At 60.1% G+C, this 18,482-nt stretch carries 18 protein-coding genes; 13 read left to right on the top strand and 5 right to left on the bottom strand.

The features are described 5' to 3' along the window. The first annotated feature begins 13 nt into the window (after positions 1 to 13). Entirely contained in the window at positions 14 to 1,417 is a 1,404-nt protein-coding gene (locus ABZS45_RS06695; protein WP_412099165.1) for an NCS2 family permease, read from the top strand. A 44-nt stretch (positions 1,418 to 1,461) separates the two neighbouring features. Beyond that, the gene (locus ABZS45_RS06690) at positions 1,462 to 2,283 is read left to right on the top strand and encodes a TrmH family RNA methyltransferase (protein ID WP_412099164.1); all 822 of its coding nucleotides are present in this window, start codon (positions 1,462 to 1,464) and stop codon (positions 2,281 to 2,283) included. Here the strand turns inward: ABZS45_RS06690 and ABZS45_RS06685 are convergent. The 3 genes from ABZS45_RS06685 to serC form a co-directional block, all read right to left on the bottom strand. Then, positions 2,235 to 3,065 (bottom strand): DUF6928 family protein, encoded by an 831-nt coding sequence (locus ABZS45_RS06685; protein WP_412099163.1) that lies wholly within the window; start codon positions 3,063 to 3,065, stop codon positions 2,235 to 2,237. The two genes, ABZS45_RS06690 and ABZS45_RS06685, sit on opposite strands and share 49 nt — an antisense overlap. A 13-nt stretch (positions 3,066 to 3,078) precedes the next feature. Next, a complete protein-coding gene (sepH, locus tag ABZS45_RS06680; RefSeq protein WP_412099162.1) occupies positions 3,079 to 4,263 on the bottom strand; it encodes a septation protein SepH in 1,185 nt (394 codons plus the stop codon). 154 nt (positions 4,264 to 4,417) lie between these two features. Next, the gene (gene serC, locus ABZS45_RS06675) at positions 4,418 to 5,548 is read right to left on the bottom strand and encodes a phosphoserine transaminase (protein WP_412099161.1); all 1,131 of its coding nucleotides are present in this window, start codon (positions 5,546 to 5,548) and stop codon (positions 4,418 to 4,420) included. A gap of 151 nt (positions 5,549 to 5,699) precedes the next feature. On the opposite strand from serC, the gene ABZS45_RS06670 reads away from it, so the two are divergent. The 6 genes from ABZS45_RS06670 (at position 5,700) to ABZS45_RS06645 (ending at position 12,070) form a co-directional block, all read left to right on the top strand. After that, positions 5,700 to 6,992 (top strand): citrate synthase, encoded by a 1,293-nt coding sequence (locus tag ABZS45_RS06670; protein ID WP_412099160.1) that lies wholly within the window; start codon positions 5,700 to 5,702, stop codon positions 6,990 to 6,992. A 172-nt stretch (positions 6,993 to 7,164) separates the two neighbouring features. Beyond that, positions 7,165 to 7,521 (top strand): FKBP-type peptidyl-prolyl cis-trans isomerase, encoded by a 357-nt coding sequence (locus ABZS45_RS06665; RefSeq protein ID WP_010187736.1) that lies wholly within the window; start codon positions 7,165 to 7,167, stop codon positions 7,519 to 7,521. Positions 7,522 to 7,686: 165 nt separating this feature from the next. Then, positions 7,687 to 8,544 (top strand): aldo/keto reductase, encoded by an 858-nt coding sequence (locus ABZS45_RS06660; RefSeq protein ID WP_412099159.1) that lies wholly within the window; start codon positions 7,687 to 7,689, stop codon positions 8,542 to 8,544. Positions 8,545 to 9,003: 459 nt separating this feature from the next. Further along, entirely contained in the window at positions 9,004 to 9,348 is a 345-nt protein-coding gene (locus ABZS45_RS06655) for a DUF485 domain-containing protein (RefSeq protein ID WP_049154159.1), read from the top strand. Positions 9,349 to 9,351: 3 nt separating this feature from the next. Continuing rightward, positions 9,352 to 10,998, top strand: coding sequence for a cation acetate symporter (locus ABZS45_RS06650; RefSeq protein WP_412099158.1), 1,647 nt, complete (start codon positions 9,352 to 9,354; stop codon positions 10,996 to 10,998). A gap of 49 nt (positions 10,999 to 11,047) precedes the next feature. Beyond that, positions 11,048 to 12,070, top strand: coding sequence for a hypothetical protein (locus ABZS45_RS06645; protein WP_412099157.1), 1,023 nt, complete (start codon positions 11,048 to 11,050; stop codon positions 12,068 to 12,070). 23 nt (positions 12,071 to 12,093) lie between these two features. On the opposite strand, the gene ABZS45_RS06640 is transcribed toward ABZS45_RS06645, so the two are convergent. Further along, positions 12,094 to 13,020: a DUF1906 domain-containing protein gene (locus tag ABZS45_RS06640; protein WP_412099156.1), complete on the bottom strand. Its 927-nt coding sequence runs from the start codon at positions 13,018 to 13,020 to the stop codon at positions 12,094 to 12,096. Positions 13,021 to 13,214: 194 nt separating this feature from the next. On the opposite strand from ABZS45_RS06640, the gene ABZS45_RS06635 reads away from it, so the two are divergent. Further along, a complete protein-coding gene (locus ABZS45_RS06635; RefSeq protein ID WP_412099155.1) occupies positions 13,215 to 14,198 on the top strand; it encodes a hypothetical protein in 984 nt (327 codons plus the stop codon). Positions 14,199 to 14,230: 32 nt separating this feature from the next. Here ABZS45_RS06635 and ABZS45_RS06630 read toward each other — a convergent pair whose 3' ends face one another. After that, complete coding sequence (locus ABZS45_RS06630) at positions 14,231 to 14,659, bottom strand: OsmC family protein (protein WP_412099154.1); 429 nt, start codon at positions 14,657 to 14,659, stop codon at positions 14,231 to 14,233. A gap of 126 nt (positions 14,660 to 14,785) precedes the next feature. Here ABZS45_RS06630 and ABZS45_RS06625 point away from each other — a divergent pair, with 126 nt between their 5' ends. The 4 genes from ABZS45_RS06625 (at position 14,786) to ABZS45_RS06610 (ending at position 18,438) form a co-directional block, all read left to right on the top strand. After that, the gene (locus ABZS45_RS06625; protein ID WP_412099153.1) at positions 14,786 to 17,008 is read left to right on the top strand and encodes a LamG-like jellyroll fold domain-containing protein; all 2,223 of its coding nucleotides are present in this window, start codon (positions 14,786 to 14,788) and stop codon (positions 17,006 to 17,008) included. A 184-nt stretch (positions 17,009 to 17,192) separates the two neighbouring features. Continuing rightward, positions 17,193 to 17,567, top strand: coding sequence for a TetR/AcrR family transcriptional regulator (locus ABZS45_RS06620; RefSeq protein ID WP_230308896.1), 375 nt, complete (start codon positions 17,193 to 17,195; stop codon positions 17,565 to 17,567). Positions 17,568 to 17,578: 11 nt separating this feature from the next. Next, entirely contained in the window at positions 17,579 to 17,935 is a 357-nt protein-coding gene (locus ABZS45_RS06615) for a hypothetical protein (RefSeq protein WP_216379929.1), read from the top strand. Between the two features lie 221 nt (positions 17,936 to 18,156). Next, positions 18,157 to 18,438: an MFS transporter gene (locus tag ABZS45_RS06610; RefSeq protein ID WP_216379928.1), complete on the top strand. Its 282-nt coding sequence runs from the start codon at positions 18,157 to 18,159 to the stop codon at positions 18,436 to 18,438. Positions 18,439 to 18,482: the final 44 nt, after the last annotated feature.

Here is an 18,482-nt window from a genome sequence, read left to right as displayed (position 1 = left end):
GCGCTCTCTCACGATGAACGCAGCTATCGATCGCTATTTCAAGATTTCCGAACGCGGATCCACCGTAGGAACCGAGGTCCGCGCCGGCGTGGTCTCGTTCTTTGCGATGGCCTACATTATTCTCCTCAACCCTCTCATCCTGGGTACCTCCGCCGACTCTGCCGGTACCACCCTGGGCATCCCGCAGGTCGCCGCTGCTACCGCGCTGGTGGCCGGTGTTATGACCATTGCCTTCGGCATGATTGCGCGCTACCCGTTCGCCATGGCCGCGGGCCTGGGCATGAACACCTTTGTGGCCGTGACCATGGTTTCCCTCAACGGCTTGGAATGGCGCGAGGCCATGGGCCTCGTCGTCATTGAAGGCCTCATCATTGTTCTGCTGGCCATCTCCGGTTTCCGCCAGGCGGTCTTCGACGCCATCCCGGCCTCCATGAAGGCAGCGATGGGCGTGGGTATTGGTATGTTCATCGCGCTCATCGGTTTCGTGGACGGTCACTTTGTTACTCGCGTGCCGGATGCCGCGATGACCACAGTTCCGGTGAGCCTAGGCGTTAACGGCTCGATTGCTACGTGGCCGGCCTTCGTCTTCGTCGTGGGCCTGATTCTCTCCGCCTTCTTCGTCATCCGCCAGGTTCGCGGCGGGCTGTTCATCGGCATCGTCATTACCACCATCATCGCCATGATCATTCAGGCGCTGACCGGCTCCGAGGACTGGGGCATGGCTACCCCCGAGGTGCCCAGTTCCTTGGGCGGTTTGCCGGATCTGTCCATTGTGGGCCAGGTGGATCCGATTAGTGCCTTTACCAAACTCGGCGTGGTCTCCACCGTGCTGCTCATCTTCACCCTGCTGCTCACCAACTTCTTCGACGCCATGGGCACCATGAACGGCTTGGGCAAGCAGGCCAACCTTGTGGATGAGAAGGGCAACCTTCCAGAGATGAAGACCGCCCTGGTGGTTGAGGGCTTCGGTGCCGTTGCCGGTGGCGCCGGTTCGGTCTCCTCCAACACAGTGTTTGCGGATTCGGCGGCCGGCATTGGTGACGGTGCCCGCACCGGCCTGGCTAACGTGGTGACCGGCGTGATCTTCTTGTTGGCCATGTTCCTCACCCCGCTCTACGAGATCGTGCCCATTGAGGCAGCGGCCCCTGTCCTCGTCGTCGTGGGCGTGATGATGGCGGCACAGCTCAAGGACATCGAGTGGAACCGCATGGAGGAGGCTATCCCGGCCTTCCTGACCATCGTGGTCATGCCCTTTACCTACTCCATCGCTAACGGTATTGGCGTGGGCTTCATCGCTTATGCCCTGATGGCTACCTTTGCCGGCAAGGCCAAGAAGGTGCACTGGATTATGTGGCTCGTGGCTGCGCTCTTCGTGGTCTACTTCGCTATGGAGCCCATCAGCTCGCTGCTGGCATAGCCCGCCGGGGGAGAGCACGCGGCCCTGTGCCTAAACTAGAGGCCATGCGTTTTGTCATCGATGACCCCACAGACCCTTGCCTGGACGATATCCGCGATCTCAAGCACGCGGACAAGTCCGGCGAGGGTTTCGTCTTTGGTGAGGGCCCACTGTGTGTGGAGCGCCTTCTTGCTTCTCGATTCCCGGTGCGCTGCATCATTGGTTTTGAGGGAAAGCTCGACACGTTCCTGGAACACCACGATGTTGGCGATATCCCCGTCTACCAAGTCACCCGGCAGACTTTGGGGGAAGTCACAGGCTTTGACATGCACCGTGGGCTGGTTGCCGCGGCTGACCGCGCGGAGGCGTGGACCGTGGAGGAAGTTATTGACGGTGCTCGCACCCTGGCCATCATGGAAGGGGTGGGTGATCATGAAAATATTGGCTCGCTCTTCCGCAACGCTGCAGGCATGGATGTCGATGGCATCCTTTTAGGCTCTGGTGCGGCGGATCCGCTCTACCGACGCTCGGTGCGTGTGTCCATGGGGCACGTTCTGCGCTTGCCCTGGGCGCGTTTCGACGGTGGTTTTACCACCTGGCAGCGGGGGCTAGAGCAGCTGCGCGAAAAGGGCTTCCGGCTGGTATCTCTGACCCCTCATCCAGATGCGGTACATATCGCCGATGCCCTCGAAGGCGCGGAAAAAGTCGCACTGCTGGTCGGCGCGGAGGGGCCAGGCCTGACTGAGCATGCTATGCGAGCGACCGACGTGCGCGCCCGCATTCCTATGGCGGAGGGCACGGATTCCCTTAATGTGGCGACGTCGGCGGCCATTGCCTTCTACGAGCGCCAGCGCTCCCAGAGGCTCCGCGAGGTCGACACTGCATAGCGGCGCACCAGCCCGCCTAAGTGCTTGGCGGTACGGATGATCTCTTCACCAGTGGACTCCGGTTCGAGATCGTGCTCCTCGTAGTCGTCATAATCGTTAAGCCCCAGCTTCGCCACTGAGGTTGTGGCCACCTCGGCCACGCTTCGGCGGGGTGGAGGAGTATCTACCTTGGGCTCAGGACGGCCGTCGGTGGCGTAGCCCACGACGTCCACGTCCGGGCCGTCCTCACCCACCTCAATACCGAGCCAGAATTCCTGGGCGGCTTCAGTGATAGTGAGCGGCTCGAAGGGCAGGGAGATACCACCCGCGGGCTCATCCATCTCCCCCGCCCAGAAAGGGGCCTCGAAGGTTTCAGGCAGGCCATGATCCTCGTAGAGGTTAAAGCGCGTTCCGCACAGGGAGCGTCGCAGGCGGCTGCCCGTCCAATGCGCAAACCCGGCGTAGCCGCTCTCCGGATTTGAGGCGAAAGCATAAATCTCTGTAGCGGGCACGGCCTCGCGCAGTGTGCGGGAGAGCTGCGAGAGAATTAGCTGATCATCGTGGATGATGGTCTGCACGACGGTCACGCCGGGATAGCCACCCACATAGAACTCGCTCGCGCCGGGCTCGGCGGAACGGTTGAGGGGGAATTGGCCGATGGGCGTGACGGGTAGAGAGGGATTGAGTTGAGCAAGGAACTTGCGGCCGAAGCCGCGGTCGGCCTTGGGCTCGCCGCGAAGAACTTCGGCGGGATCGGCGGCGGTGACGTACCAGAGAGTGAGAACGGCGCTTTGGGTATCCACGGCAGGCTACTCGCTAATTGCGGGGGCGCTTGGTAGAGGAACGAACGCCGAGCAGCACATCCTCCCAGTGCGGGGTGACGGCCTTGCGGCGGCGCTTGGTGGGTTTGGGTTCCGGATCTGGGTTCTGGAGGAAGTCCTCGTCCACTCCCGTCTCCTTCTCCTCGGACTGCGGTGCGGACTCCTCGCCAGCGGGAGCTGAGTCCTCGGCGCTTGCGGTTTCGGCCGGGTGCTCTCCGCCGTGTGGGGAGGGGAGCACGGAAGGCTCGGCGTAACCATCGGCGTCTTCTCGGTTACCGGCGTTGTCGCCGCCGGCATAGGAGGACAGCTCCGTTACGCCGGGGGCACCAGCGCGCGCGTCCTCGTTGACCTCCCGGTCCTCCGCGTAGTCACGGCCATCGATGGCTTCGTCATAGCGCTCATCGCGGCCTACGGAGGTCAGCGAACGCACTGGCTGTACGAAGTCCGGGTCCGTCAGGTCTGCGGCCACAGAGTTGCGTGCCTCCACCGTGGCTGGCGAGGACATGGTCTGCTTGAAGGTCCACTCGGCCTCGTTGGCGGACAGCCCGGTCTTCCACGTGATGCGCAGGATCCACGGCTCGCCCTGGTGGCGGTAGGCATCCCACGTGGCCTCAGATAGCGAGTGCCCGCGGGCTGCGAAGGCAGTGGCCAGAATCTCCCACAGGGTGAGCTTGGCCGGGCCATCTTCGCGGATGGGGTGTGCCTGCTTGGCGACGTCCGCGATGCGCGCCCGCTCCAAGAGCACTGGGTGCGCGAAAGGCTCGATGCGGGATTCCGGAACGTCGAGTTCCTCGGCGATCTCCGCGGCAGTTGCGCCGGCGCGGATGCGGGACTGAATCTCATTGGGCCGCAGGCGGATTTCTTGTGCCTGCGGTGCGGGCTGGCTCTGTGGGGAGGAAGGTGAGCCACCAGAGGCGGGCATGACGGTGTGCAAACCGTTGGAGCGCTCAGCCTGTGCAGGCGCGGTGGTGGAATCTTCGGTTGCTGTGGTGGCGTCGCCTTTATCCTGGGCGGTCGAGTCTTCCGCCGCGGTCTCGGATTCAGATTCGGCGGAGTCGGCGGGAGCGAAAAGCTCGCGAAGCTCGTCGGTGACTTCGAGGAAGAATTCCTCACCATCCTCAGCCCGGAGGACGAGCGAGGTGTCAGTTGAGTCGCTGGGTGCGAGGAAAATCTCGCGCATGATGGCGCTCCTTAGCCTGGTAGCGGACATGTGATGAAGTCCACTTTACCCAGAACATGCCCCGAACTCTGGCAAGAGCGCGGGGCATGTTGTACGCGGCAACAAATAAATGCAACAAACGTTGTTGTGCCGCTGAAGGAGATTCGAGCGAAACCTAGCGGTTGTCTAGGACGTAATCGATAGCCTTGGTGAGCTTGGTGACGTCCGCCGAGTCAATCGCCGGGAACAGGCCCACACGCAGTTGGTTGCGGCCGAGCTTGCGGTAGGGCTCGACGTCGAGAATGCCGTTGGCGCGCAGCGTTGCGGCGACCGCAGCGGCATCGACGCTGTCCTCGAAGTCAATGGTGCCGACCACCAGGGAACGTTCAGAAGGCTCGGCCACGAAGGGGGTGGCCTCCGGGCGGGCTTCTGCCCAGTCGTAGAGGATGGAGGAGTTCTCCGTGGTGCGCTTGACCATCCCGTCGAGGCCGCCGTTGGCGTTCATCCACTGAACCTGGTTCTCCAGCATGAGCAGCGTGGCTACGGCCGGGGTGTTATAGGTCTGGTTCTTGCGGGAGTTGTCCACGGCAGTCTGCAGGTTGAGGAAGGCCGGGATGAAGCGATCAGAGGAGTTGATCTTCCCAATGCGCTCGAGGGCTGCCGGGGACATTGCTGCCAGCCACAGGCCGCCGTCGGAAGCGAAGCACTTCTGTGGAGAGAAGTAGTAGACGTCAGTATCGGACATGTTGACCGGCAGGCCGCCGGCGCCCGAGGTGGCGTCGATGACGACGAGCTGCTCTGTGTTATCCGGATTGGGGCGGGTCACTGGGACCATCGCTCCCGTCGAGGTTTCGTTGTGGGCCCACGCGATGACGTCTGCGCCTTCAGCGTCGGCGGCCTTCGGATCCGGGGCGGTGCCGACTTCGGCTTCGGTGACGAGCGGAGTGTCGAGCCACGGGGCGGCTGCAGCGGATTTAGCAAATTTAGAGGAGAATTCGCCGAAGCTCAGGTGGGCGGATCTTTTCTCGATCAGGCCGAAGGTTGCTGCGTCCCAGAAAGCGGTTGCTCCGCCCAGCGAAAGGACGATCTCATAGCCCTCAGGCAGGGAAAACAACTCGGATAGCCCCTCGCGAATGGAGCCGACGAGGTTCTTGACGGCTGGCTTGCGGTGCGAGGTACCAATGATGGTGTCGGCACCGGCGGTGATTGCCTCAATTTGGGCCGGGCGGACCTTGGAAGGTCCGCAGCCAAAACGGCCATCGGTAGGAAGGAGATCTGCTGGCAAGACGAGTTCTGAGTTGCTCATGTGGGCAGTGTAGCCTAATTTCGTTCGCGCACTAGATACTTTGCCAGGATTGCCAATGTTGGCAGAGTCACAAGTTTTGCTACAGTGTGAAGAGGTTTAGATTTGTCGCGCCGGCCTTGGCCGGCGTTGAACATTGAGGAAAGGAAAACACGTGGCTTCTGAAAAGAACAAGGTTGTACTGCAGTACCCCGGTGGCGAATACGAAATGGACATTAAGCAGTCCACGGAGGGTGACTCCGGCTTCGATATCGGCAAGCTTCGTAATGAGACTGGCCTGGTGACCTTCGACCCGGGTTATGCAGCTACCGGTTCCACCGAGTCCAAGATCACCTTTATTAATGGTGAGGAAGGCATTCTCCGCCACCGCGGCTATGACATCGCGGACCTGGCGGAAAACGCCACCTTCAACGAGGTGTCCTACCTGCTGATTAAGGGCCACCTGCCTACCGAGGATGAGCTGTCGAAGTTCAACACCGAAATCCGTCACCACACCCTGCTGGATGAGGACTTCAAGGCCGCCTTCAACATCTTCCCGCGCAACGCGCACCCGATGGCCGTTCTTGCCTCATCCCTTAACATTCTCTCCGCTTACTACCAGGACCAGCTCAACCCGCTGGATGAGGAACAGCTGGACAAGGCAACCGTCCGTCTGCTGGCTAAGGTGCCGATGCTGGCCGCTTATGCTTACCGCGCATCGCAGGGTAAGCCTTATATGTACCCGGATAACAAGCTCAACGCGCGCGAGAACTTCCTGCGCATGATGTTTGGTTACCCGACTGAGGACTACGAGGTTGACCCGGTTGTGGCAAAGGCTCTGGATAAGCTCCTCATCCTCCACGCTGACCACGAGCAGAACTGCTCCACCTCCACCGTCCGCATGATCGGCTCCGCTCAGGCCAACCTGTTCGTTGCTATCGCCGGTGGTATCAACGCCCTGTCCGGCCCGCTGCACGGCGGCGCTAACCAGGCCGTTCTGGAGATGCTTGAGGATATCCAGAACAACCACGGTGGTGACGCTACCGACTTCATGAACCGCGTGAAGAACAAGGAAAAGGGCGTTCGCCTCATGGGCTTCGGCCACCGCGTGTACAAGAACTACGACCCGCGCGCGGCAATCGTCAAGGACACCGCTCACGAGATCATCGATCACCTGGGCGGCGACCCGATGCTGGATCTGGCCATGAAGCTCGAGGAGATTGCGCTGAACGACGACTACTTCGTCTCTCGCAAGCTCTACCCGAACGTGGACTTCTACACCGGCCTCATCTACCGCGCCATGGGCTTCCCGACGGACTTCTTCACCGTCCTCTTTGCCATCGGCCGCCTGCCGGGCTGGATTGCTCAGTACCGCGAGCAGCTTGAGCTCAACACCAAGATCAACCGCCCGCGCCAGATTTACACCGGCGAGACCCTGCGCAAGGTCACCCCGCGTAGCGAGCGCTAAACGGTAGCCTCAGCGGTGGTCTTTCACAGGCCGCCGCGGCTTACCTATAGACCATACGCTGCATTTCTAGGGCCGAGCCCCACATCTCCGCTTATACTGGGGGACGTTGTGGCTCGGCCCGAAGTGCATGCGGCCAGCAAAGAAGAAAGTAATCCAAGGAGGATAATCCCCAATGGAAAAGCCCGTAATTGAGCCGGCAACGGAGCCTGCTCCCCAGGACCTTGTCATCGAAGACATTGTGGTGGGTGACGGCGCCGAAGCCCAGCCGGGCGGCTTCGTTGAGGTCCACTACGTTGGTGTTGACTACGAGACGAACCAGGAGTTCGACTCTTCGTGGGGCCGTGGCCAGTCCATCGAATTCCCGCTGACCGGTCTCATCGCCGGCTGGCAGGAAGGAATCCCAGGCATGAAGGTTGGCGGCCGCCGCAAGTTGGTCATCCCGCCGGAGAAGGCCTATGGCCCGGCTGGTGGTGCTCACCCGCTGTCTGGCCGCACGCTGACCTTCGTCATCGATCTCATTCGCGCCTAAAGGAGGAAGGGGGGCACAGCCCCTCTTTATCTCTTTAAACGACGCCCTGACCGGCCGCGCATTAGAGCACGGCACACATTGGTGAGGGCGTTTCGCGCGTTTTCGTCGGGGCTGAAGGAGCCGTACCGCCCTTTTCTGCTACGCAGCGCGCGGCAGTGCGGCACAATGGGGGACATGAGTGTCCCACAAACTACGTTCAATGATGACCGCGAGATGCCGCTATTGGGTCTCGGAACCTACAAGCTGCGCGGGGAGGAGCTTGTCCGCTCCGTGCGCGAAGCCATCGACCTAGGCTACCGCCACTTCGATACAGCCACCCTCTACGAGAATGAAGAAGAGCTGGGCCAGGCGCTCAACGCCGCTATGAAGGCCGGCGACGTGACCCGCGATGAGCTCTTTATTACCAGCAAGGTCTGGCACGACCACCATGGCAAGGACAAAGTGGGCCAGGCTTTCCGCGAGTCCCTGGACAAGCTGCAGCTGGACTACCTCGATCTCTACCTCATCCACTGGCCCTGGCCACAGGGCGGGTTGTACGTGGAGACCTTCGAGGAGATTGCCCGCATGCAGGGCATGGGTCAGATTGCGTCGATTGGCGTGGCCAACTTCTATGAAGAGACTCTGCAAACTTTGATCGATGAGACGGGTATCGTGCCGGTCCTCAACCAGGTGGAGCTGCACCCGGGCTTTACGCAGTCGGAGCTGCGTCGATTCCATGACAAGCATGACATCGTGACGGAAGCCTGGTCGCCCCTGGCGCGCGGTGTTGTCCTCACTAACCCCGAGGTTGAGGAAGTAGCTGAGAAACACAATATTACTGCTGGCCCAGCTGTCCTGGCATACCTGTTGAACAAGGGAATTTCGGTCATTCCGAAGTCCAGCCGCCGCGAGCGCCTGGCGGAAAACTTCGCTGCCGCGGAGGTAGAGCTTACTGCCGAAGATGTCGCGGCACTCGACGCGCTTGATGGCAAGGAAGGCTTTGGCCGAATGTTCAAGGACCCGCGTGAGTTTCCTGGCGCCTAAAGCTTGAACACTGCGGGGTGCGTTACGTGCCCGTGAGCGATGGAGCCCGTCTTCCGCACCGCGCTCTTTCTTCCTTCAATGTTTTGGGAAGAAGGGTGGGGCGCTGAAGGCGGGCTTTGTTGTGTGCCTGGGAAGGTAGGGAGTTGTGTGCCTGGGAAGGTGGGGATCGGCAGGAGAGGAGAGTGAAGATCTGTTAAAGATCCTGCGAAGTTTCGGTTTGCTAAATTAGATTCCCTCTTTGAATTCTCCTGTGGGGGTGCTAGCGGTGAGCTGAAAATGCCTCGTAGATGCAGGGGTAGGGGGTAGTAAAAGTGTGTGTTATTAACTTTTCTTGGCAGGATTTACAACCTTGCAAGGGCAGTTAGGTAACTTACTGTGCAAGGCAAAACGTGATTGAAGACACTACCTTTGTCTCTCACCGCGGTTTGTGGAGAAAAGACCCCTTGTAAGGAGAGCGACATGACTGACGCACCTGCTTCGATTAACTCGCGCCGCGAACCTACGCCGCAAGAGTTCATCGAGATGCGTGACAGCCCGCAGTTTGCCAAGCTGCGCGGCACATACCGCAAGTTCACCTTCCCCATGACTGTGGCGTTCTTTGTGTGGTACGTCCTCTACGTGCTGGCCGCCGTTTTTGCGCCAGACTTCATGGCTATTGAACTTGGGGGAGGCTGGAACGTTGGCCTCATCTTCGGGTTAGCCCAGTTTCTGACCACCTTCATCATCACGTATATCTACGTTAACTACGCCAATAAGAACATCGAGCCGCAGGCAGCGGCCATTCGCCAGGAACTGGAGGGCTAAACAATGCAGACCATGACCTTGGCCGCAGCGGAATCCTCCGCCGGCAATCCGATTCTCAATATTTCAGTCTTCGCGGCGTTCCTTGTCGTCACCATGTACGTGGTGCTGAAAGCCGGTAAGTCCACGAAGGAAGCTTCTGATTTCTACACCGGTGGCGGTAGTTTCTCCGGCCGCCAGAATGGCCTGGCTATCTCCGGTGACTACCTGTCCGCCGCATCCTTCTTGGGCATCGTCGGTGCCGTCGCGCTCAATGGCTACGATGGCTTCCTTTACTCGGTGGGCTTCTTCGTTGCCTGGCTCGTTGCTCTAATGCTCGTCGCCGAGCCGATGCGCAACGTCGGCCGTTTCACCATGGCGGACGTGCTGTCCTTCCGCCTCAAGCAGCGCCCGGTGCGCGTGGCGGCGGCAATCTCGACCTTGTTCGTGTCGCTGTTCTACCTCATCGAACAGATGGCCGGCGCGGGCTCCCTCGTGGCCGTGCTCCTGAATATTCACGACTTCAAGTGGCAGGCCGTCGTCGTCGGCATCGTGGGCATCCTCATGATCGTCTACGTTCTTGTCGGTGGTATGAAGGGCACGACCTACGTGCAGATGATCAAAGCCGTGCTCCTGGTCACCGGTGTGGTCATCATGTGCATCCTCACCTTTGTCTTGCTGAAGGGCGGCTTCAGCGCCCTGTTTACCCAGGCGATTGATATGCACGCTAATTCCGAAGCAATCAAGGAAGGCGGCTACGAGGCTTCCCAGATCATGGAGCCGGGGTTGAAGTACGGCAAGAACCTCACCACGAAACTCGACTTCATCTCCTTGGGCATCGCCCTCGTTCTCGGTGTTGGTGGCCTGCCGCACGTTCTCATGCGCTTCTACACGGTGCCGACCGCGACCGAGGCTCGCCGCTCCGTTACCTGGGCCATCGTCATCATCGGCGCCTTCTACCTGATGACCCTGGTTCTGGGCTACGGCGCTGCCGCCCTCGTTGGCCCGGACCGCATCCTCGCCGCACCGGGCGGTGCGAACTCCGCGGCCCCGCTGCTGGCGCTGGAGATCGGTGGCTCCATCTTCATGGCGGTCATCTCCGCGGTGGCCTTCGCTACCGTTCTGGCTGTTGTCGCCGGCCTCGCCATCACTGCTTCGGCTTCCATCGCGCACGATATCTACCACTCCGTCATCCGCAACGGTGAGTCCACTGAGGCTGAGCAGGTTCGCGTTTCCCAGATTACCGTGGTCGTCCTGGGCATTGTCTCCATCATCCTGGGCATTCTGGCCATGACCCAGAACGTTGCCTTCCTGGTGTCCCTGGCCTTTGCCGTGGCTGCCTCCGCCAACCTGCCGACCATCCTGTACTCCCTGTACTGGCGTCGATTCAACACCGCAGGTGCCGTGGCGTCGATGTACACCGGTGTTATCTCCTGCTTGGTACTCATCTTCCTGTCCCCGGCAGTCTCCGGTACCCCGACCTCGATGTTCCCGAACGCTGACTGGTCCATCTTCCCGCTGTCCTCCCCGGGCCTGGTCACCATCCCGCTGGCCTTCTTCGCCGGCTGGATTGTCTCCATCATGACCCCGCCGGACAACCTAGAAGAACTGTCCGCCGAGATGGAGGTTCGCTCCCTGACCGGCGTGGGTGTTGAGGCTCCGGTGGATCACTAAAACGCCTCAATCACACCGTTTCAGGCGGTAGAGAGTAGACTCAAACATCGTGTTTTACTCTCAGCCTTCTCACAGGGCGGCGTCAGTGCGAGCTGGCGCCGCCCTTCTGGCGTGCGTACTCGGTGCAGCCTCTCTCGTTGCGTGCTCGCCAGCGCACGAAGAAGACTCCGCGGCTGGCGGTTCAGTGCAGACCAGCGCACGCAAACCTGGCCCCATCACACATCGGAAAGGCCAGCTGCAGCTGGCTGCTGTCCCGGACTCAGTAGGTCAGTTCCTCAAGGGCGATGAGTCCAAGGCCATCACGTATTACCGCATTGAGACGGGCATGCACATGGGCTCGACCACTGAACACCAGCCGCGCTATGCGCTGAGCTTGATTAAGCTCTACATCGCAACCTACGTGCTGGAACGCGGGTCTTTCGAGGACAAGTACCTAGCGTTGGATATGGTTGCTGATTCCTCTGACGAGAGTGCCGCACAGCTCTTTGAGAAATATCCGCGATCCATCGATGCCATTGCTAAGGAATATGGCTTGGAGTCCACGTCCGCGGGGGAGGACTGGGGGCATTCCATGACCTCTACGTACGACGTTGTGAGGTTCATTGTTCAGCTCATGGAGGATGATCCGACCCATCCTGTGCTGGTAGCTATGTCCCACGCCGATGCTGTATCTGCCGACGGATATCAACAGAACTACGGCACCGCGAAGCTGAGCGACGTCGTGGGCTCTAAGTGGGGATGGTCGGACAGCAAGGATCGCCATTCCTCGGTATCTTTTGGGGAGAACTTCGTTGTGGCTGCGTCCATTGAAGGAAGCGCTCAGGAACTCACGTCCTATGTACGCAAGGAGATCACCGGTAAGAACCTGGTGAAGGGCAACAACCTGAACAAGGAGGCGCTGGCTAATCCTGGTGCTGTTGCCACGCGCTTGACGACGTCCAGCGCTGCGCCCACTGCGACCTCCACGACAGCGACGCCGGCTGCCGCGACATCTTCGGAGCCGTCTTCTTCTGCGCCGTCCTCTCAACCAACGTCTAGAACGTCGGCCTCGAAGACCTCTGCGGCGCGGTAAGGCGCCGCGCCGCTGCGGGGCATTTAGCCCATGGACTTGCGCACGGTGTTGAGGATATCCACCGCGCCGCGGACTTGGTCATTGCTGATGGAAGAACCAGCAATGGTGATGCCATCACTGCTCACACTGGAGCCGCGACCAGTGGGATCCGGCAGGGTGATGTTGGGCAGCGGGATGTTGTCCGGCACGCTCGGGATGTCCTTGACCTTGGGCGGTGTCACCGCGCCTTGGCCCGGGGTCCACTGACCCCAGTCATTGGCGTAGACGGTGTTAATATCGCAGGTCACGCCGTCGATGGTGGCCTGGTTCTTGGCTTTTTGGTGGATGGTGGTGCGCGGGTGAATCTTGCCGCCCGAGCCCCAATCGTGCATCCAGTAGAACTGGCCAATGCGGTCGTTGACACACCAGTCGATGACGTTGTAATTGCCGTACACGCCGGTCTGGTAGCCGGCCGCGCTCAGCGCCGTCGAGAAGGCCTTGAGGTAGGGGCGGATTTGGTTCTCATACTGGGCGCGGGTGGGGTTGTCATCGATCGCGATGTAGATCGGGCGGCCCTTCGGCCCGCCAGCGGCCTTGTGAATGGCGATGGCCTGCGGGGCGTGGACGGCGGCACCCGCGGCACCGTTGAGCCAGTCGGCGGTCTCGGCGCGGCCGAACTGGTAAATGGAGGCGGTCTTCAGGCCGACAGCGGCATTGGCCTTCGTTTCCGCCAGCGTGACGGGTTTGCCCTGCATCCAGTTAGCGCCGGGGCGGCGCTGGGAAACATAGCGAATGGCGCCGAGGTGGCCGGCGGCCTTGATGGCGCGCGCAGAAGGGACACCGGCGGAGAAGTCAATAATGGTGCCCACAGCTGGACCCACGGCGAGCGCAGCGGGTGCTTGGCTGCCGATGGCACCGGCGGTCAGCGCGAGAGCGCCAGCTTTGATGAGTAAACGGCGGGACAGAGGCATAGTGGAGTTCTCCTAAAGGGCTGAGTGTGACGATGAAGGCGAGCGTAAAGTAAGTATCTGCGATAACTTTAGTCACAATGGTCTAAAATTTCACCACGGAGAGTGTGGGTGGGCACACAGTTGTGCCTCGCAGAGCCATAAACGTGCACGGAGCCCCATAAGACGGAGGAATAAGTATGGCTGAAGAGCTGAGAATGCGTTTCATTCAGGGCGACAGCGTGTTCCGGCTGAACCACCAGCAGTTCAGCGATGCTGAGGTGCAAGCGGTGCTTCAGGGCTACATCGAGAACTGCCGTCGGAACTCTCAGTGGATCCTCGATACCCGTGAAGAAGGAAACACCCTCGTGGTGGAGCATCTTTTCCCCGCGGAAGAATTCATCGAGGCGAATAATGACCGCCTGCACATCGATGAGGCCTTCGTCGAATCACTGCCCCTGACATACCCGATCGTGTTTGAAATCCGCTCCGGCTACCTGCGCATCCACAAGCCGCTAGCCAATAAGTACGGCGCTCTCCTGTCTGACTTCATTCGTGGCTTGTGGGAAGTGTTGCTGCAAGGTCAGATGCACTACCTGTGGGATCACGGCTTTGCGCAGTGTGGTGGTGTGGGAACGATACAACTCAACGCCTATGGGCTGCTGGAGCCGGACGAGCCGCTCATTGGGTTTTACCGGGTAGACGTCGATATGCAGCACGAGGCCTGGGTGTACATCACCCCGCAAGGGCTCATCCTGGTTTTCGACGATGACGACGTCCTTGCCTTCGACAAGGTGGACATGCGCAATCCCTCGATTCCTTCAGGAGTCTTTTCTTTTAGCATGCTCAAGGCTGAGGTGGTTGGAACCGGCGGCGGCAAGACTATTAAAACCTCAATGAGTCCAAAGGATCTTGGGGAACTGGACCAGGCTCGGACGGATATCCGCACTATGTTGTCCTCACCGCATCAGGGACGTCCGCGCCGCATGGTGGATCCCAGCCCGCTTCCCTGGCTCGTGGTGGACGGCGAAGAGCTGGGCTACATGGCGCAGGCGGATCGTGAGCGCTATCGCCGCCAGCGCTCCGATGCCGGGCACAACCCATTCGGGGATGGCTCCCACACTATGCAGCAAGCCATGGACAACCCCTTCGTTGAATCGTGGGAGGAGAACCCTTCGCGCGACGATAACCCTTTCGCTTAAAGCGCTCTAAAGGCGCTTAAAGCGGAGTGGGCTTAGGGCTGGGTCGTGCGGAACGTGACGTTGGTGGGGTTTTCTACCGTGCGGGACACGGTGCAGTCCTTGTCGTGGGAGATGCGCACCAAGCGCTCGACCATGGACTGGGCCTGACGGCCGGCGTCGGTATCGGGGAATCGGAGGGAGAATTCCACGTCGACGTCGCTAAGCCTTGAGGCGCCGTCCTCGTTGACGCGGGTACCTTCCACGTGAACGTCGAAAAGCTCCGGCTCCGTGCGCCGGGAGGTAACTACGTCGACGTCCACGGCTGAGCAGCCCGCCACGGCGGCGAGGAGCAGCTCAACAGGACTCAGTAGTCCCTCGCCCGAGCCGAACTCGAGGCTGGTGCCCGCCGCGTTCGTGGCGCGGTAGTGGCCGGTATCTACGCGGGTGACATCGACGTTGTACTTCTTAGTGATATTGCTCATGAGCGTTCATCCTAGCGGCGGATAATCTTTTAAACGGGCGTTCATGCGGTCGTTACGTGGGTGCAAGCTGCGCAGAATACATTTCTGGTGTCTCTTTTGGTTTTATTCACTGTGATTGGAAGATCTATGACGTTTCGCCGCCTGCTCGGCACCGTGGTCACCGCTTCGGTGGCCGGTACGTTCCTTATTGTCCCTGCTTCTGCCGATGAGTCGGTGGAAGGCCTAGGTTCGCGCTTCAGCATCGGTGTGCTGCCGGATACTCAGTTCTATTCCCGTTACTCCACCCCGGAAACCGGCAACCTGGCGCAAGCGCGCTACGGTAGCGAGCCTTTTAAGGCGCAGACCGAGTGGCTGGTGAAGAACCAGCAGGCGCTCAACATGGACTTCGCTACCCACCTCGGTGACGTGGTGGACCAGGCGGACGTCGAGGGGGAGTGGAAGGTTGCTGATGAGGCGATGAAGGTCCTCGATGATTCCGACCTGAACTACTCCATCTTGCCGGGCAACCATGACATGATTCAGGATGGTTCGGCGCACCCGTACAATGACTACTTCAGCGCCGAGCGCGCCAAGGCCGCCAACTCGGAGACCTTCCAGGAGCGCCACACCGCAGTCAACAGCGATTCCGAGTACCACATTTTTGAAGCCGAGGGCCAGAAGTACCTGGTCTTGGCGCTGGGCTGGCGCGCTGACGATGCGGCGCTGGAGTGGGCGCAGGGCGTTCTCGACGCTCACCCGGACCTGCCGGTTATCCTCACGAGCCACGAGGTACTCAACATTGATGGCGCTGGCGAGGTCTTCTACTCCGATGACTATGGCCAGGGCCTGTGGGACAAGTTCATTAAGAAGAACGACCAGATCTTCCTCACCATGGGCGGCCACCACCACGGCGCGGGCTACCGCGTGGATAAGAACGATGCAGGCCACGACGTTATTGGCATCCTGAAGGACTACCAGATGGCTTACCAGGGCGGCAATGGCCTGCTCGGCGTGCTTGAGTTCGATCTTTCCGGCAACGAACTGGAGATGACCGCCCTGTCCCCGTGGGTGGCGCAGAAACCGGCGGAGGAACTCACGCAGTTCGACAAGCTCATCCTCGACGGCAAGGGCGATAGTTACCATGTGCCGCTGAACTTCAAGGAGCGCTTCGCCGATTTCGCTCCGGAGTGGACCATCGGCGATGAGAATGACCCGGACCTTGGCCAGAAGGCCCGCGACATCGTTGAGGAAGGCTACACCCCGTACACCATTCCGCAGGACCAGCTTCCGGAGGGCCCGAACGACTTCGTGAAGTCCGACAAGACCGTCTTCCACTGGCGCCCAGGCCAGACCAAGGACAAGGACGGCGCGCAGCTTAGCGACGGCGACGTGGCCACCGAAGGCGCAATCATTCCGGATGCCTTCGGTTCCGACGGTGCCGGTGACCTCGTTCGCGAGGGTGGTCCTTCCAACACGGGTGAGCGCATCACCTACACCAAGGATCACCACCCGCTGTCTTCTGATTCTGGTTCCCTCTACTGGTCCGACCCAGCTGGCAAGGCCGCCATGGCGGAGTTCCGTTCCAAGGAGGGCGCTGACATCAACAAGGTCGATACCTCCGCGGGTTACACCTTCGAGTCCTTCGTGAAGATTCCGAAGGATTTCAACGGCTCTGAGCACGGCTGGGGCAGTGCGCTCTCCCGCGACTCCAGCATTGCTGAGCTTGTCGACGGCTCCGATGACACCGACCCCACCGTCATGTTCGGCATCTCCAACCTGCGTGAGCTGCGCTGGTGGGCGGAGCCCAAGGAAGGTGAAGGCTCTACTGTCTGGTCCCACGAGGTTCCCACCGATGAATGGATGCATATCGCCGTGGTGAACAAGCCGGATTCCGACACCGTGGAGATGTTCATCAACGGTGCTCCCATCCTGCGCAACGCCAAGGGCGCTGAGGGCCTCCTCCCGTGCGATTTGCAGTGGGTCATGGGCGCTGGCTTTGATAACCGCAAGCCGCAGGACCCGTGGTACGGCTGGATTGGTGAGACTCGCCTGACCCAGGGCGTTCTGGACTCCGATGAGTGGCTCACCGCCCGCCCTGCCGCAAAGGAGGAAGGGCCGACCACCTCCACCACGACGCCTAGCGAGCCAACCAAGCCCACTGAACCGACTCACACCAACGAACCTTCCGCCGACGACATGGCTGCGGCCTTCTTCGCCGGCTCGAGCCGCGGCGCGAAGATTATTGCTCCAATCCTGGCAGTCATCGCAGTCCTTGGCGGTGCTGCCTACGGCCTCATTCCCACCATCAACCGCATCTTCGGTCTGAACATCCCACAGCCACAGCTGCCGAAGATTCCGGGCCTGAACTAGAGAACTCAGCCCACTAACCTCCATCCCCCGTCTCACAGTGAGACGGGGGATTTTCTGTTGTGTTGCTACATTTCGCGGCGGTCACTATTTGTTAGAAACGTTGCTTCGATGAAGCGGCTTCGCTGCGTGGCCAACGGCGATCTAGTTATGGACAAACCATTCTGGAATGAGTAGTATGAAACTTATGGGACGGCCTCGTAAATTCAATGAAAAAGAAGTTCTTGCCGGCGCGATCGCGTTATTTGGCACGAACGGATTCACTGCAGTCTCAGTGGATGATGTGGTGAATCAACTGGGACTTAACCGGTCCAGCTTCTACAACCTTTATGGCTCGAAGCATGGACTGTTTCGTGCAGCAGCTGAAACGGTGTGCGCTGAAGCTGAAGGCGGCCGAGTATCGGATGCGACAAAGGACTTCGTGGTGGTGGCACTGGTTGAGGTGGCGCCAGTCAGTAAGGATTTACGCGAGCTTATCCAGCGGGCTTATGAACTGTGCTTCACGGGCCCGGAATCGTTAGGGCAGCATGCGCTCGCCCGTGCACAAGGACGCAAACACTAAGGGGAGGCATCATGAACAACAAACTCACTCTGACAGAAACAGAGCTCATCGTCGAACCACTCGGGCTAGATAAGCTCTGGTCGTTGACCGGCAGTATCAAGGTTCCGTGGGAGCATGTGCGAGGCGCTACCCATGACCCTGGCATGAAGCATGAGCCAAAAGGTTTTCGTGCGCCGGGGCTGCGCAGTGGACAGAAGCTAGCGGGCACCTTCCACGCGGATGGCGGCCGACATTTCTGGAACATTAGCGGCTATGAGAATGCCGTTGTCATCGAGCTTAAAGACGAGCATTTCGATCGGCTCATCGTTTCCTTGGAGAACCCGACTGAATGTGTAGCGCGCATCAACGAAAAGGCTCAGGCCGTCTGAGCCTGACGTGTCCCAGCGTCAGTGCTTGATGTCATTCACGGTAAATGGCAGGCGAAAACTGTGAATTCTCGTCCACTATTCACGGAGAATGACACGTTTAGGCTGAACGGCTCTCGGTTCTGGAGTTAAAGTGCCCCAGGTTTTGTCCTATCTACTCAGTCGGGACAAAACAGGGACACTTCAATCATCACTGACCTGCAGCTCAACCTGACGCAGGCGCAGTGGGTCAACAGCCTCTATGCGGTGCTACTGGCGGAGCTGCTCTGCGACGGGGCAAGATTGCGGATACCTGGGGACGCAAGCGCGCCTTCCTCACCGGCCTGACAATATTCGTGGCAGGCAGCGTATTGGCGGGATTTCCTACCTCGACCGCCACGTGGATCTCCGCGCGCGCAGTACAGGCAATCGGTGCTGCGTTCATCATGCCTTCCACGCTTTCCACGGGTAAACCGTATTCCGCGGCAAATACCACGCAACAGCCTTTGGTGTGTGGGGCGCGGTAATTTCCGGTGCGGCAGCGGTCGGACCCTTGCCGGTGGTGCACTGA

This window comes from Corynebacterium aurimucosum (assembly GCF_046895345.1).
Lineage (GTDB): Bacteria > Actinomycetota > Actinomycetes > Mycobacteriales > Mycobacteriaceae > Corynebacterium > Corynebacterium aurimucosum_G.
This window is presented reverse-complemented; position numbering and strand designations above follow the sequence as displayed.

Bases quoted from the DNA above. Each gene is read 5' to 3' on its own strand.
- ABZS45_RS06655 (WP_049154159.1), top strand. From the start codon at position 9,004: ATGACTGACGCACCTGCTTCGATTAACTCGCGCCGCGAACCTACGCCG.
- serC (WP_412099161.1), bottom strand. From the start codon at position 5,548: ATGAGCAACTCAGAACTCGTCTTGCCAGCAGATCTCCTTCCTACCGAT.
- ABZS45_RS06665 (WP_010187736.1), top strand. From the start codon at position 7,165: ATGGAAAAGCCCGTAATTGAGCCGGCAACGGAGCCTGCTCCCCAGGAC.
- ABZS45_RS06690 (WP_412099164.1), top strand. From the start codon at position 1,462: ATGCGTTTTGTCATCGATGACCCCACAGACCCTTGCCTGGACGATATC.
- ABZS45_RS06615 (WP_216379929.1), top strand. From the start codon at position 17,579: ATGAACAACAAACTCACTCTGACAGAAACAGAGCTCATCGTCGAACCA.
- sepH (WP_412099162.1), bottom strand. From the start codon at position 4,263: ATGCGCGAGATTTTCCTCGCACCCAGCGACTCAACTGACACCTCGCTC.
- ABZS45_RS06635 (WP_412099155.1), top strand. From the start codon at position 13,215: ATGCGTTTCATTCAGGGCGACAGCGTGTTCCGGCTGAACCACCAGCAG.
- ABZS45_RS06660 (WP_412099159.1), top strand. From the start codon at position 7,687: ATGGGGGACATGAGTGTCCCACAAACTACGTTCAATGATGACCGCGAG.
- ABZS45_RS06625 (WP_412099153.1), top strand. From the start codon at position 14,786: ATGACGTTTCGCCGCCTGCTCGGCACCGTGGTCACCGCTTCGGTGGCC.
- ABZS45_RS06695 (WP_412099165.1), top strand. From the start codon at position 14: ATGAACGCAGCTATCGATCGCTATTTCAAGATTTCCGAACGCGGATCC.
- ABZS45_RS06630 (WP_412099154.1), bottom strand. From the start codon at position 14,659: ATGAGCAATATCACTAAGAAGTACAACGTCGATGTCACCCGCGTAGAT.
- ABZS45_RS06650 (WP_412099158.1), top strand. From the start codon at position 9,352: ATGCAGACCATGACCTTGGCCGCAGCGGAATCCTCCGCCGGCAATCCG.
- ABZS45_RS06620 (WP_230308896.1), top strand. From the start codon at position 17,193: ATGGGACGGCCTCGTAAATTCAATGAAAAAGAAGTTCTTGCCGGCGCG.
- ABZS45_RS06640 (WP_412099156.1), bottom strand. From the start codon at position 13,020: ATGCCTCTGTCCCGCCGTTTACTCATCAAAGCTGGCGCTCTCGCGCTG.